The sequence below is a fragment of the Streptomyces sp. CNH189 genome (assembly GCF_000527195.1).
On sequence record NZ_AZUS01000013.1, the window covers coordinates 154782 to 168617 of the forward strand.

General features: G+C 71.9%; 14 protein-coding genes and 1 pseudogene. 9 read left to right on the forward strand and 6 right to left on the reverse strand.

Annotated features, from left to right (window positions below; genetic code table 11):
- Window positions 1–20: 20 nt before the first annotated feature.
- Window positions 21–1109 (forward strand): annotated as a pseudogene (locus B100_RS0119110) (MFS transporter); the annotation flags it as partial.
- A 201-nt stretch (window positions 1110–1310) separates the two neighbouring features.
- Entirely contained in the window at window positions 1311–1691 is a 381-nt protein-coding gene (locus tag B100_RS0119115; RefSeq protein ID WP_383354106.1) for an ArsR/SmtB family transcription factor, read from the forward strand.
- A 74-nt stretch (window positions 1692–1765) separates the two neighbouring features.
- Here B100_RS0119115 and B100_RS0119120 read toward each other — a convergent pair whose 3' ends face one another.
- From B100_RS0119120 to B100_RS0119130, 3 genes are all read right to left on the reverse strand, one after another.
- A complete protein-coding gene (locus B100_RS0119120; protein ID WP_024886043.1) occupies window positions 1766–2830 on the reverse strand; it encodes an ArsO family NAD(P)H-dependent flavin-containing monooxygenase in 1065 nt (354 codons plus the stop codon).
- A 184-nt stretch (window positions 2831–3014) separates the two neighbouring features.
- Window positions 3015–4121, reverse strand: a complete 1107-nt coding sequence (arsB, locus tag B100_RS0119125; protein WP_024886044.1) for an ACR3 family arsenite efflux transporter — start codon at window positions 4119–4121, stop codon at window positions 3015–3017.
- Window positions 4118–4426 carry a metalloregulator ArsR/SmtB family transcription factor gene (locus B100_RS0119130; RefSeq protein WP_024886045.1) on the reverse strand — a complete coding sequence of 103 codons (309 nt, stop codon included), beginning with the start codon at window positions 4424–4426 and terminating at the stop codon, window positions 4118–4120. Before B100_RS0119130 ends, arsB begins: the two co-directional genes overlap by 4 nt.
- Window positions 4427–4518: 92 nt before the next feature.
- Here B100_RS0119130 and B100_RS0119135 point away from each other — a divergent pair, with 92 nt between their 5' ends.
- The 5 genes from B100_RS0119135 to dhaM all read left to right on the forward strand — a co-directional run bounded on the left by B100_RS0119135 (window position 4519) and on the right by dhaM (window position 8981).
- Complete coding sequence (locus B100_RS0119135; RefSeq protein WP_024886046.1) at window positions 4519–4932, forward strand: arsenate reductase ArsC; 414 nt, start codon at window positions 4519–4521, stop codon at window positions 4930–4932.
- Window positions 4929–5939 carry a thioredoxin-disulfide reductase gene (gene trxB, locus B100_RS0119140; protein ID WP_024886047.1) on the forward strand — a complete coding sequence of 337 codons (1011 nt, stop codon included), beginning with the start codon at window positions 4929–4931 and terminating at the stop codon, window positions 5937–5939. Before B100_RS0119135 ends, trxB begins: the two co-directional genes overlap by 4 nt.
- 977 nt (window positions 5940–6916) lie before the next feature.
- Window positions 6917–7909 carry a dihydroxyacetone kinase subunit DhaK gene (gene dhaK / locus B100_RS0119145; RefSeq protein WP_024886048.1) on the forward strand — a complete coding sequence of 331 codons (993 nt, stop codon included), beginning with the start codon at window positions 6917–6919 and terminating at the stop codon, window positions 7907–7909.
- A gap of 48 nt (window positions 7910–7957) precedes the next feature.
- Window positions 7958–8578 (forward strand): dihydroxyacetone kinase subunit DhaL, encoded by a 621-nt coding sequence (gene dhaL / locus B100_RS0119150; protein WP_024886049.1) that lies wholly within the window; start codon window positions 7958–7960, stop codon window positions 8576–8578.
- Entirely contained in the window at window positions 8571–8981 is a 411-nt protein-coding gene (gene dhaM, locus B100_RS0119155; protein ID WP_024886050.1) for a dihydroxyacetone kinase phosphoryl donor subunit DhaM, read from the forward strand. The genes dhaL and dhaM overlap by 8 nt, the downstream gene beginning before the upstream one ends.
- Window positions 8982–8999: 18 nt before the next feature.
- Here dhaM and B100_RS37645 read toward each other — a convergent pair whose 3' ends face one another.
- The gene (locus B100_RS37645) at window positions 9000–9680 is read right to left on the reverse strand and encodes a glycoside hydrolase family 75 protein (RefSeq protein ID WP_486585660.1); all 681 of its coding nucleotides are present in this window, start codon (window positions 9678–9680) and stop codon (window positions 9000–9002) included.
- Window positions 9681–10524: 844 nt separating this feature from the next.
- Here B100_RS37645 and B100_RS0119165 point away from each other — a divergent pair.
- Together B100_RS0119165 and B100_RS0119170 are read left to right on the forward strand one after the other, a co-directional pair.
- Window positions 10525–11526: a fibronectin type III domain-containing protein gene (locus B100_RS0119165; RefSeq protein ID WP_024886052.1), complete on the forward strand. Its 1002-nt coding sequence runs from the start codon at window positions 10525–10527 to the stop codon at window positions 11524–11526.
- Between the two features lie 174 nt (window positions 11527–11700).
- Window positions 11701–12234 (forward strand): hypothetical protein, encoded by a 534-nt coding sequence (locus tag B100_RS0119170; protein ID WP_024886053.1) that lies wholly within the window; start codon window positions 11701–11703, stop codon window positions 12232–12234.
- Between the two features lie 150 nt (window positions 12235–12384).
- Here B100_RS0119170 and B100_RS0119175 read toward each other — a convergent pair whose 3' ends face one another.
- The gene (locus B100_RS0119175) at window positions 12385–13272 is read right to left on the reverse strand and encodes a helix-turn-helix domain-containing protein (RefSeq protein ID WP_051490015.1); all 888 of its coding nucleotides are present in this window, start codon (window positions 13270–13272) and stop codon (window positions 12385–12387) included.
- A 3-nt stretch (window positions 13273–13275) separates the two neighbouring features.
- Window positions 13276–13833, reverse strand: coding sequence for a PadR family transcriptional regulator (locus B100_RS0119180; RefSeq protein WP_024886055.1), 558 nt, complete (start codon window positions 13831–13833; stop codon window positions 13276–13278).
- Between the last annotated feature and the right edge of the window lie 3 nt (window positions 13834–13836).

The following is a 13836-nucleotide window of genomic DNA, read 5'->3' on the forward strand; positions in this document are numbered from 1 at the left end:
ACGCGTTTCCCGTCCTCAACCCGCAGATAACCAGCGCCACCGGCTGGAGCGCGGCCATGACCACGGCCGCGTTCTCCGCCGCTCTGCTCGTCTCCGCCCTGGCCGGCATCCGCGTCGGCCGCATCCTGGACACCCACGGCCCGCGCACGGTCATGACCACCGGCTCCATCATCGGCACAGCCAGTCTGATCATCATCGCGACCGCACCCAACCTGGCCCAGTTCACAGCCGGATGGCTACTGGCCGGTCTCGCCATGGCCTCCACGTTCTACCAGCCTGCCTTCGCCGCACTCACGCGCTGGTGGGCCCCCGACCACGTACGCGCCCTGACCATCGTCACTCTCGCCGGCGGCCTCGCCTCCACCGTCTTCGCACCCCTGACCGCCCAACTGGCCGGCCACTTCAGCTGGCGGCACACCTATCTGATCCTCGCCGCCGTCCTGGCCGCCGTCACCGTACCCGCGCACGCCTTCGCCCTACGCGGCCCCTGGCCTCCCGCCCCGCCCCCGGCCGCAGCCGGCGCCACCGCCACTACGGGCGCCATCACCCGCAGCCGTCCCTTCCTGCTCCTGGCCACCGCCCTGATGCTTTCGGCGTTCGCGATGTACGCCGTGGTCATCACCCTCGTCCCCCTGCTGCTCAACCGCGGCTATACCCCTGCCCAGGCCGCCTGGGCTCTGGGGCTGGGCGGAGCGGGCCAGACGCTCGGTCGTACTCTGTATGCCGCCTTGGCCCGCCGAAGCTCACCCGCCTTGCGCGCCACCGCCCTTATCGGCCTGGGAGGAGCGACCACCGCCGCCTTCGCATTCATCACCGGCCCCTACCTTCTGCTGGCAGTCCTGGCCGTCATCGCCGGTACCGTCCGCGGCAACCTGACTCTGCTGCAGGCCACCGCCATCACCGACCGGTGGGGCGCCAACCGCTACGGCCGCCTCTCCGGCATCCTTGCCGCTCCCACGACGACCGCCTCCGCACTCGCCCCGTTCGCCGGCACCGCCCTGGCCGTTCCCCTCGGCGGATACCCCCACCTGTTCGCCGTCCTCGCACTGGCTTCCGCTGCTGCCGCACTCATCGCCTGGCGCACCACACCGACCGACGGCACCATCTGACAGCCCCGACCAGAAGAGCAGGTCACCCTCGAGGCCGCTTCTTCCCGTCCGCGACATGCCCTTGCAGGCTGCTCAGTCCGTCCGCCACTGCGTCGATGCCGGCCCCAACCGCCGCCCAACCTCTGGTGCGCGGAGGTCGAACGCACGGTGCGGCCACTTTCGATCGTGTCAAAGTGATCACACGGCGCATATGGTCAACGGGTGGCTGTCATAGATCTGCAAGTGTCGGAAGATGGTTTCCTCGAAGGTGGCTCGTGCGGGCCGGGGCTGAGCTGCAAGCCTCTGGAGCGCTCCGAAGCCGAACAGCTGTCCGCGATGCTGAGGGCGATCGCCGAACCCACCCGGTTGCAGTTGTTCCGGCTGCTGGAGCAGGCGCCTGAGGGCGAGGCCTGCGTGTGCGACCTCGCCGACAGCCTGGAGCTGCGGCAATCCACTGTCAGCCATCACCTCAAGATCATGACCGAAGCCGGGCTCCTGGACCGCGAACGGCGCGGCACTTGGGCCTGGTTCTCCGTGAACCACGAGGGACTGCAGCGGATTCGGTCCATCCTGGACCCGGCGCCCCGGACTTCATGCGGCTGACCGCCGCGCATCAGGACTGTCCGTGTCGATGACCTGCCCGGTAATCAGCACAGGGGACCGACGTCCCGCCCGGATCACCCCCCGGCGGCAAGGAGCTCGGCGATCTCACGGGCAGCGTCGCGGGCCGGTCGTCCGACGCCGATGAGCGTGGCGGAGGCGGGGCCCGTCCAGTCTCCGTAGCCGATGAGGTGCAGCCGAGGCTCCTGCACAGAGCGGGTGCCCTGGGTGGGGATGTGGCCGCGTGGGCCGCGCAGGCCGAGGGGCGACAGGTGCGAGAGGACCGGCCGGAAGCCCGTGCACCAGATCACCGCGTCGGTGAACGCCTTCGTACCGTCGGCCCAGACGACGCCGTCGCGGTCGAGGCGTACGAAGATGGGCGACGCCTTGAGCCGCCCGGCGTCCCTGGCCCCGCGCACCGGCGGTACGGCGACGATGTCCCCCAGTGAGGCGACGCCTCCGGTGTCGGTGCGGCCCTCGTCGAGGGCGCGGCGGCGGGCGGTGGCCGCGTCGAACAGGGCACGGCCGTCGATGTCGTCGGCAAGGAAGCGGGGCGGACGCCGGGTCACCCAGGTCAGCTCGGTGTCGTGGGCGAGGTCGGCGGCGATCTGCGCGCCCGAGTTGCCGCCCCCGACGACGATCACCCGGCGGCCCGCAAAGTCCTGTGGCTTGCGGTAGGAAACCGCGTGCAGTTGCCGTCCTTCGAAGTCCCCGCGGCCCGGGACGGCGGGAAGGAAGGGGCGCCACCAGGTACCGGTCGCACTGATCACCGCGCGTGCCTGCCAGGGGCCGGAGTCGGTCTCCACCCTCAGGAGCCTTCCGTCGTCATGCACGCCATGCACCCGGACCGGCCGCAGCACGGGAAGGCCGTACCGCTTCTCGTAGTCGCTCAGGTACGCCACCACGTGCCCGGCGTCCGGGTACTCCTCCCCCGGCTGCGTCGGCATGAGGCGGCCGGGGAGGGAGGAGACGGCCGCCGGGGAGAACAGGCGCAGCGAGTTCCAGGTGTGCTGCCAGGCCCCGCCAGGGGTGGCCTGGGCGTCGAGGACGACGAAGTCCAGGCCCTGGCGGCGCAGGTGGTAGCCGGCGGCGAGCCCTGCCTGGCCGCCACCGATCACCACCACGTCGGTGCGCTCCGTCATGCCGTCCGCCCTGTCGCGTGAAGGGTGCGAGCTGTGGCTTCGTCGGGGCGTCCGGGAAGAAGACGCTCATACGTGTGACGGTTCGCGACGCGCGGGTGCTCACGGCGGACGGCGCCCCTGCGGCTACGGCGGAGGCCGATGGCCGTGCTGGTCGTTCCCCTGTCGCGGCAGACGAGGCAGCGCATCAGAAGTCCCTTCCCCCGGTGGTCACGGCGGACGGGGCGAACCTGTTGCGCCAGGCCAAGGACACGTAGACCAGGCCGATCAGGACGGGGACCTCGATGAGCGGTCCCACGACGCCGGAGAGTGCCTGGCCGGAGGTCACGCCGAAGGTGGCGATGGCGACCGCGATGGCCAGCTCGAAGTTGTTGCCGGCGGCCGTGAAGGCGAGGGTGGCCGTGCGGTCGTAGGCGAGGCCGATCGCCTTGCCCAGGAGGAAGGTGCCGGCCCACATCACGGCGAAGTACACCAGCAGCGGCAGCGCGATGCGGGCCACGTCCAGCGGCTGCGAGGTGATCGTCCTGCCCTGCAGGGCGAAGAGGACGACGATCGTAAAGAGCAGGCCGTACAGCGCCCACGGGCCGATCTTCGGCAGGAAGCTGGACTCATACGTCTCACGACCGAGCTTCTTCTCTCCGAAACGGCGGGTGAGGAAGCCGGCCAACAGCGGGACACCGAGGAAGACGACGACGTTCAGGGCGATCTTCCACATGGAGATGTCCAGGTGCTCACCGTCGCCCAGACCGAGCCAGCCGGGCAGCAGGTCAAGGTAGAACCAGCCCAGCAGGCCGAACGCCAGCACCTGGAAGACCGAGTTCAACGCAACGAGCACCGCCGCCGCTTCGCGGTCGCCGCACGCGAGGTCGTTCCAGATGATGACCATGGCGATGCAGCGGGCCAGGCCGACGATGATCAGGCCGGTGCGGTACTCGGGCAGGTCCGGCAGGAAGATCCACGCCAGGGCGAACATCACTGCCGGGCCGACGATCCAGTTGATCACCAGTGACGAGGCCATGAGCCTGCGGTCGCCCGTGACGGCGTCGAGCTTGTCGTAGCGGACCTTGGCCAGGACCGGGTACATCATGATCAGGAGGCCGATGGCGATCGGGAGGGAGATGCCGCCGATCTCGACCTTGGCGAGGGTGTCGTTCAGGCCCGGAACGGCTCGGCCCAGGCCGAGCCCGACGGCCATGGCGAGGAGGATCCACACGGCGAGGAACCGGTCGAGCGTGGACAACTTCGCGACGACCGACGGCTTCTGGGTGATCGCGAGGGCTTCGGTGCGGGTCACGGGCAGGCCCTCTTGTTGCCAGCGGCGTTGCGGGCGGACTCGGCCAGGTCGGCGAACTGACCGGCGAGGGATGCGATGACGTCCGGGCGGAGCTTGTAGTAGATGTAGCGGCCGCAGGGCTCCGTCTCGACCACGCCGGCCTCGCGCAGCACTCTCAGGTGGTTGGAGAGGTTGGTCTGCCGGGCGCCGGTCTCCTCCACGAGGTGGGTGGTGCACAGCGTCTCTTGGGCGAGCAGGGTCACGATCTGCAGCCTGAGGGGGTCCGCCAGAACCCGGATCAGGTCAGTGTCGACTGACGTCATCATGCGCTGATACTCTCACATCAGTGGTGACTGACACCACCGGACGCTGAAGTCATTCGCGCCTGATGTCGCCGTGAGACAAGTGAGACCCCCTGATGCCAGACAAGCCCTCCGTGCTGTTCGTCTGCGTGCACAACGCCGGCAGGTCCCAGATGGCCGCCGCATGGCTGACCCGCCTGGCCGGGGACCGTGTCGAGGTCCGTTCCGCCGGCTCCGCCCCGGGGGACGACGTCAACCCCGCCGCCGTCGAGGCGATGCGCGAGGTGGGCATCGACATCTCCGCGGAGGTGCCGAAGATGCTGACCGTGGACGCGGTCAGGGAGTCGGACGTCTGCATCACCATGGGCTGCGGCGACACGTGCCCGGTCTTTCCCGGCAAGCGGTACCTGGACTGGCAGTTGGAGGACCCGGCCGGCCAGGGCGTCGAGGCCGTCCGTCCGATCCGCGACGAGATCAAGGTACTGGTCGAGGGCCTGATCGAGGAGATCGCTCCGGAGTCGCAGGCATGAATGCCACCACGGACGTCCGCGACGTCATCATCATCGGCTCGGGCCCTGCGGGCTACACCGCAGCGCTCTACACCGCACGCGCCAGCCTCAGCCCTCTCGTCTTCGGGGGCGCGATTTTCGTCGGTGGCTCGCTGACGACCACGACCGAGGTCGAGAACTTCCCCGGATTCCCGGGCGGCGTCCAGGGCCCCGAACTCATGGAGAACATGCGGGCCCAGGCTGAGAAGTTCGGTGCCGAGATGGTGGACGACAACATCGTCGCCGTCGACCTGACCGGCGACGTCAAGACCGTCACCGACACCGCCGGAACCGTTCACCGCGCGAAGACGGTGATCGTCGCCACGGGCTCCGGCTACCGCAAGCTCGGCCTGCCCAAGGAGGACGAGCTGTCCGGGCGGGGCGTGTCCTGGTGTGCCACCTGCGACGGCTTCTTCTTCCGCGACCGCGACATCGTGGTCGTCGGCGGCGGCGACACCGCCACGGAGGAGGCCACCTTCCTCACCCGCTTCGCCAGGTCCGTGACCGTCGTACATCGTCGCTCCACACTGCGCGCCTCCCAGGTCATGCAGAACCGCGCCTTCTCCGACGACAAGATCTCCTTCGCCTTCGACAGCGAAGTCGCCGGGCTCCACGAGGAGAACGGCATGCTGTCCGGCATAACGCTGCGCGACACCCTGACCGGAGAGACACGCGAGCTGACCGCAACCGGCCTGTTCATCGCGATCGGTCACGACCCGCGCACCGAGCTCTTCAAGGGCCAGCTGAACCTCGACTCCGAGGGCTACCTGACGGTCGAGCCACCCTCGACCCGCACGAGCGTCCCGGGCGTCTTCGGCGCCGGCGACGTCGTCGACCACACCTACCGCCAGGCCATCACCGCGGCCGGCTCGGGCTGTGCCGCCGCACTCGACGCCGAGCGGTACCTCGCGGCCCTGACCGACACGTCCGTTGGGGCCACCACGCTGCCTGACGACCATTCTCCCAACTGCGCAGGGGAACCCTCATGAGAAGGAGAGCCGACGGCAGGTGGTGTCTGTCAGGCCGAGCCGTCGGACAGCCCAACGGACATCAGCGAGCACGGCTACACGGATGCCGCGTGCCGGGTCGCAGACCATTGGGCGCCACTGGCCCCACACCGTCTCCCGTTGGTCATTCCTCACCCCAAAAGCGCAAACGCAGCGGGTTTTGCGCCTGCTGACACGCGACGCCGTGCCCTTTACCCCGTTTGACCGTCAAGCCGAGGTCCTCCTATACGGACCACAGCCCAGGCATAGTCGATCATCGTCAGCGATACACCGGCACCTGCCAGCAGAGGTGCAGGACTGCAGCAGGACGCTGCGCTCGCTCAAGCTCAGCCAGGCGGGGGAACCCACCCGTTTGCGCCGGGCACCAGGGAAAGTCCCATCACCCGCACCGGCTCCTACGGTACGGACCTGCCCGCGTGGCTTCCCAATCCGCCCGAGCCCCGCCTGCCGGTGCTTCATCGTGCGAAGGTCTCCAGGTGTTCGCGGAGGATCAACGGATCCATCCGCCACGTCTCGGACGGCGCGGCGCCCACTGCACCAGGGCGGTCCATCCCTCCGAGTGAGCCGTTCGGCCTTGAGAACCGTGTCCGGAGCAGGCGCAGCATGGAGGCATGGGCGCGCGTGCGCGGATCGCCGTCGTCGGCGTGGGGAACGAATTCCGGCGGGACAACAGCGTGACTGGTCGGTCGCATCTGCCAGACCGATACTCCCGGCCTCTCCACGTGACCTTCGCGGCCGCAAGGTCGATACTGCCCCTATAGGGCTCCTGCCGGTACGCAGTCGACCCGCCGCAGAAAGCTGACGCCTCGTCATCAAAGTCAGCGTTAAGTCAGCATCAGTACCGCCAGAACCTGCTCACGACCGCCACGGACCGCCAAGATCAAGAACTACCCATAATCACTCTGACCAGCACGAACGCAGGCCGACAAGCCGCCTGCTAAGCTCCCCAGGAGGCACCCATGAAGATGCTGATCAACGTTCCGGAGACCGTCGTGGCGGACGCGCTGCGCGGTATGGCGGCTGCCCATCCCGAGCTGACGGTGGACGTGGAGAACCGTGTGGTGGCCCGCAAGGACGCGCCGGTGGCGGGGAAGGTCGGCCTGGTGTCCGGCGGCGGCTCCGGGCACGAGCCGCTGCACGGCGGGTTCGTCGGACCCGGCATGCTGTCGGCGGCCTGTCCCGGCGAGGTGTTCACCTCCCCGGTGCCCGACCAGATGGTGCGGGCGGCGGCGGCCGTGGACAGCGGGGCCGGGGTGCTGTTCATCGTGAAGAACTACACCGGCGACGTGCTGAACTTCGACATGGCGGCGGAACTGGCCGAGGACGAGGGCGTCCAGGTCGCGAAGGTGCTGGTCAACGATGACGTGGCGGTCACCGACAGCTTGTTCACGGCGGGCCGCCGGGGCACCGGGGCGACGCTGTTCGTGGAGAAGATCGCGGGCGCGGCGGCCGAGGAGGGGCAGCCGCTGGAGCGGGTGGAGGCGCTCGCGAAGCAGGTGAACGAGAACTCCCGCAGCTTCGGCGTGGCACTGAGCGCGGTCACCACGCCGGCCAAGGGCTCACCGACCTTCGACCTGCCGGCCGGCGAGCTGGAGCTGGGCATCGGCATCCACGGCGAGCCGGGCCGGGAGCGGCGTCCGATGATGACGTCCGGCGAGATCGCCGAGTTCGCCGTCGGCGCGATCCTGGACGACCTCACCCCGCGCAACCCGGTCCTGGTGCTGGTCAACGGCATGGGTGCGACACCGCTGCTGGAGCTGTACGGCTTCAACGCCGAGGTGCAGCGGGTGCTCGGCGAGCGCGGCGTCCCGGTCGCCCGGGTCCTCGTCGGCAACTACGTCACGTCCCTCGACATGGCGGGCGCCTCCGTCACCCTGTGCCAGGTGGACGAGGAGCTGCTGCGCCTGTGGGACGCGCCGGTGAGTACACCCGGGCTGCGCTGGGGAATGTGATCCACTCCGGGGTGAGGGCTCCGGGTCACCTACACGCAAGGAGGTCCCGTGCTGGACGCCGACTTCTTCCGACGTTGGATGACGGCCACCGCCGCATCCGTGGACCGCGAGGCGGAGCGGCTCACCGCGCTCGACTCGCCGATCGGGGACGCCGATCACGGCAGCAATCTTCAGCGCGGGTTCCGGGCGGTGCGCGACGCGCTGGACAAGGAACCGCCCGCCACGCCCGGCGCGGTGCTGACACAGGCGGGGCGTCTGCTGGTGTCGACGGTGGGCGGCGCGTCCGGTCCGCTGTACGGGACGCTGCTGCGTCGTACCGGGAAGACGCTCGGCGAGGCCGCCGAGGTGGACCGGCGGCAGCTGGCCGAGGCGCTGCGGGCCGGGGTGGACGCCGTGATGAAGCTGGGTGGCGCCGCACCGGGTGACAAGACGATGATCGACGCGCTGGTGCCGGCGGTGGACGCGCTCGGTGACTCGTTCGCCGCGGCGCGGGACGCCGCGCGGGAGGGCGCCGTGGCCACGACACCGCTGCTGGCCCGCAAGGGCAGGGCGAGTTATCTGGGCGAGCGCAGCATCGGGCACCAGGACCCCGGTGCCACGTCGGCGGCGCTGCTGATCGCTGCGCTGCTCGACGCCGGGCCGGACGGGGAGGCGGGCGGCGGTGAGTGACGAGCAGCGGGTCGGCATCGTCCTGGTGTCGCACAGCGCGACCGTCGCCTCCTCGGTGGCGGAGCTGGCGCAGGGCCTGGCGGGCGCCGGGGCGACGGTTCCGGTCGCTCCGGCGGGCGGCACCGAGAGCGGTGACCTCGGTACGAGCGCGGACCTGATCGCCGCGGCGGCCGCGTCCGTGGACCGGGGTGCCGGCGTCGCGGTCCTGACCGACCTGGGCAGTGCCGTGCTCACCGTGAAGGCGCTGCTGGCCGAGGGCGACGAACTCCCCGAGAACACGCGGCTGGTGGACGCGCCGTTCGTGGAGGGCGCGGTGGCCGCGGTGGTCACCGCCTCCACGGGCGCGGACCTCGCCGCGGTGGCTGCGGCGGCCTCGGAGGCGTACGACTACCGGAAGGTGTGAGGGCGCCCGCCCGGCGGGTCAGTCGGCGGCGTCGACGAACTCCCGGGCGAGCCGCTCCCCTTGGGAGACCGCGGCCTCGCGGTCCTCGATCGGGGTGACCCGGCTGTCCTTGAACACGATGTACGTCACCCCCGAGGGGGTGCCGCCGGAACGCGGGTCGGGGTCGATGCCGAGGGACTTGGCCGCGGCGTAGGACGCCTCGCCGATGATGTCGGTGGGGCCGGTGTCCCCGACGACCGCGTAGCTGACCTTGTCCCGGTAGACCACGGCGGCCACCGAGCCGCCGCGTACACCGTCGTCGCGGTAGTCCCACAGGTCGCTGGGTGCGGGGACCACGACGTAGGGCAGCTTCTCGGAGCTCAGCGCGCGGCCGTCGGACTGGGCGAACGCGGTGGAGGAGGAGAAACTCGGGTCGGTGCGGGCGTTGCAGCGGCGGCCCGGGCGGCCGTCGCAGTCGATGTCCATGTCGGCCTTCCAGTACACCGCCTCGCGGGTGCCGCACACCGGCACGGTCGCCGGGGTCCCCCGGTCCGTGCGGTAACGGCCTTGGGAGACGGTGCTGCAACCACGCACCTTGGCCAGCAGATCGGCGGCGGTGACGGGGCCGGGGGTCACGGGCTCGGGGTTGGCGGGGCTCGGGGCGGCCGGGGCGGAGGGGTTCTGGGTGGCGACACCCGGCGTGGCCGGCGCCGGGGTCACGGGGCCCGGTGTGACAGGCCCCTGGACCACGCCGTCCGGGGTCGCGGGTGCCGGCGGGGCGGGTGCGGGAGTCACGGGCTCGGGCGTAGCTCCCTCCGGCGTCACGGAGCCCGGAGTCGCGGGGCCCGGCGTCGCGGGGCCCGGCGTCGCGGGGCCCGGCGTCGCGGGGCCCGGCGTCGCGGGGCCGGGGGTCACAGGGCCCGGGTGCGCAGCCCCCTGGGTCAGCCCCACGCGGCTCGCGTCCCGGCCGGCCGGCTCGGGGCGGCCCCGGTGCGGTACGGCGACGTGCGGCCGGCCGGTCGGCAGGGCCGGGTCCGCCGCGGGGCCGGGGGCGACGCGTCGCGCTTCGGCGCGGGAGGGACGGATCTGTGCCGGCTCGGCGGCGGAGGACGCCGAGGGAGCCAGCAGCGCCACGCCCGCCACGGCGACGGTGAGCGTCTGGACACGGGACACGGTCAGGAGAGCCTCTCGTCGGGGACAAGGACGCACACCCAGGGCACTTTGCCCCATTTCATCCCGTTGCGAGGAGGGTGACTGCCCCGAAAGGGGCCGGACGGAGCACCCGCGCACTGCCGGACACGGCGGGCGCCGGAGGCCCGGGCGCGATGTGGCCCGGGCCGTCCAGCCACCCGTACCGGCGCGGGATCAGCGACGACAGCGGTCCGCGCCCGGGGCCTCAACACCCCTGCCTACGGGGGCGGTTCGGCCCATCACACCTTCAGCATACGAAACACCCGGACGCGGCCGGCCCACACCGCCCTCTTGAAGTGAGCGCGCCAGCAGGCCCATATTGGTACGGACCATTGACCGGTCCGGTCGCGACCGCACCCCTGGAGGCAGAGTCGTGCGTGGCGTTCCCCCAACCGCGTCATCGCGCCGCCTGTTCGCGCTCTGCGCGGTCGTCCTGATAGCCGCCTCCTGCCGCTGGGGCGCCCCGGACGACACGGGCGGCGAGCGGCCACCGGGGGCGCCGACGGGCGTCACCGCGCAGGCCGGCAGCGCCACCAGCGTCCACGTCATGTGGAACCGGGTCGCCCAGGCCGCGAGCGCGGTGACCCGCTACGAGGTGTATCGGGGCACCACCAAGGTCGCGGAGGTAACCGGTTCCACACACATGGTGGACGTCACCCGTCTCCGGCCCGCCACCCCCTACGTCTTCACGGTCCGCGCCCGGGACGCGGACGGCCGGCTCGGCCCGCCCAGCCGCGAGGTCCGGGCCACCACCCCGGTGGCGGCCCGGACCGACCGCACACCGCCCACCCCTGCGACGGGACTGACGGGCCGTGCGGCCGGCAGCCGGGCGGCCCAGCTGTCCTGGACCGCCGCGACCGACGACCGCGCTGTGGTGTCGTACGACATCTACCAGGGCGGCACGAAGATCCACAGTGTGGGCGGGAACCAGACGGCCGCCGTGGTGACGGGGCTGCGGCCGGGCATCCGGTACGCGTTCACCGTCCGCGCCCGGGACGCGGCGGACAACCTCTCGCCGCCCGGTGCTCCCGTCCGCCTCACCACCGCCGACGGCTCGGGCGACGCGACCGCCACGGCGCCCACCGGCTTCCGCGCCGCCGTCCGCGGCTCCGGCGGGGCCCACTACATCGTCCTCACATGGGTACCGCCGCGCGTCGACGGGACGGTCACCGAGTACGAGGTGCGGCTGGACGGACGGGCCGTCACCTCGCTGGTGTACGGCGGTGAGGCACCGCGCGACCGGGCGACGTACCGCTTCTACGCGGGCGACCGGGCGGGCGTCACCCACCGGGTGCGGATCAGGGCGATGCTGCCGGACGGCACCTGGGGCGCCTTCTCGGCCGAACGGACCGTCACGACGGGCACCGTCGGCTGACACGGCGGAACGTCCGCGCTGCGCCGCCCGGAGGACGCCGTCACCTGCCCGGATGCGGCCGGAGTGCGCGCCGGCCGGGCTGCCCGTTGGCTGGCGTCGTGGTGGCACGGGCGCTCCCCGACCTCGGCGGCGCAAGGGATGTACCGCCGGCCGTGCCGCCGGAAGGCAGTCCACATGAGCATCTCGACGTCTCTGCTCCGCCTCGGACCGACCGTGGCAGCCGCCGCCGCGCTCGCCCTGCTGCCGGCCGGGCCGGCCGCCGCGGACGGGATCTCCGTGAGCACCACGGGGAACACGGTCTCGGTCACCACCGGCGCGTGCAGCCAGATCAACGGCCACTGGGGCACCGCCTCGCTGCTCAGCAGCGGTCAGGCGAACTTCTCGCAGGGCCGCCAGGTGGCGCTGTCGGGGACGTCCGCGGGGCAGTCCGCGGCCTGGTCCAACGTCAGCGCGGGCACGTACACGGTGATCGTCGTGTGCTCCAACGGCAGCACGGCGGGCACCCAGTCCGTGGTCGTGTCCCCCGCGCCCAGCCCGTCGGCCTCCCCCACGGCCTCACCGTCCCGCGGTGTGATGGGCGGCCTCGGCGGCGGCTCCAAGGACTACGGCACGGTCACCGCGGTGGCGGGCGGCGCGCTGGTCGGTACGGGCATCGTCGGCACCGTCCTGTATCTGCGCCGGCGCGCCGGCCGCCCGCGCCACCTGTAGACCCGGCGCCGGCCGCCACCACGTCCGACGCGCTCCGGTCGGGCGGCCGGCGTCGACCCCTCCCCCGCCTCCGCACACCGTCGGGGTCGCGGAGCCACGCGCCGCCGTCCGGGGAGTCGTCCCTGCGCCCAGGGCCTCGTCCGAGGGACCCTAGGACCGGTCGGAGCGGGCGGCGCGGGTCGCGTGCAGCGATCCCAGCAGGTGCAGCCGGTCCGCGTCGGCCGAGTCCGGCTCCGCGGTGAACACCAGCAGGAACGGGCCGGGCCTGCCGGGCAGCGGATAGGTGTTCCACTCCAGGGTGAGGTCACCGACCGCGGGGCTGCGGAAGGTCTTGGTGCCGCTCACCGAGGCCCGGACGTCGTGCCGGGCCCAGAGCCGCCGGAACTCGGCGCTGCGAATGCTCAGTTCACCCACAATCGCGGTGGCGCGCGGATGCGTCGGATCGGCCGCGACCGCCGCGCGCATCATCCCGATGTAGTCCAGCGCCTGCCGCTCCCAGTCGGGGCAGGCGCGCCCGCCGGTCAACTCGTCGTCGCACAGCAGCAGAAGCATGTTCAGGCGGTCGGGCGGCAGCTCGTCCGGAGCGCCGAGCAGCGCCTCGGCCGCCGCGTTCCAGGCGAGCAGGTCGAGGTGCCTGCCGAGCACGACCGCCGGGGTGTTCATCACCCGCAGCAGCCGCCGCGTGCTGTCCGGCACCACCTCCGGCCCACGGTCCACCGGGGCGCGCGAGGGCCGCCGCACGGCGTGCGCGAGCGTGAACAGGTGGCGGCGCTCCTCGTGGTCGAGGCCGAGCGCGGTCGCGAGCGCGTCCAGCACGTCGTCGGAGGGCCGGACGTCCCTGCCCTGCTCCATCCGCTGGTAGTAGTCGGTGCTCAGACCGGCCAGCAGGGCGAGTTCCTCGCGCCGCAGCCCGGTGACCTTGCGGCGCCCTCCCGGCTCGAGGCCGACGTCGCAGGGGTGGCGTCCGCCACCTCTGAACGCCGGGCAACCGCGCGCCCAGCCCCACGCGCCCGCACCCGCACCCGCACCCGCACGCAGGTGTCATTCCTGCCGCTCCGGCATGTCCGGAAGCTCGGCGAACTCCGCCAGCGCGTGATCGAGCCACTGCGTCCAGAAGGTCTCCAGGTCGATGCCGGCGCGCAGCACCAGGTGGCGCAGCCGGTCCTCCGGCTCGTCACGGCCCGGAGGGAAATCCCGCCGCTCGATCTCCCGGTAGGTCTCCAACTGCCCGGCGTGCAGCTCCCGGTGGCGGCGCAGGTCCGCCTCAAGTCCCTCCGTCCCGACCACGGCCGCGGCCCTCAGCCGCAGCAGCAGGGCGTCGCGCTGCGGTTTGGGTTCCTGGGACACGGCGGTCCAGCGGGCCAGTTCCTCCCGCCCCGCCGGCAGCACCTCGTACGCCTTCTTCTGCCCGCGCGCGGGCTGTTCGGAGGGCAGGGCCCTGATCAGGCCCTCGCCCTCCAGCTTCCCCAGCTCGCGGTAGATCTGCTGATGCGTCGCGGACCAGAAGTAGCCGATCGACCGGTCGAAGCGGCGGGTCAGCTCCAGCCCCGACGACGGCTTCTCGAGCAGGGCGGTGAGGATCGCGTGCGGGAGTGACATGCG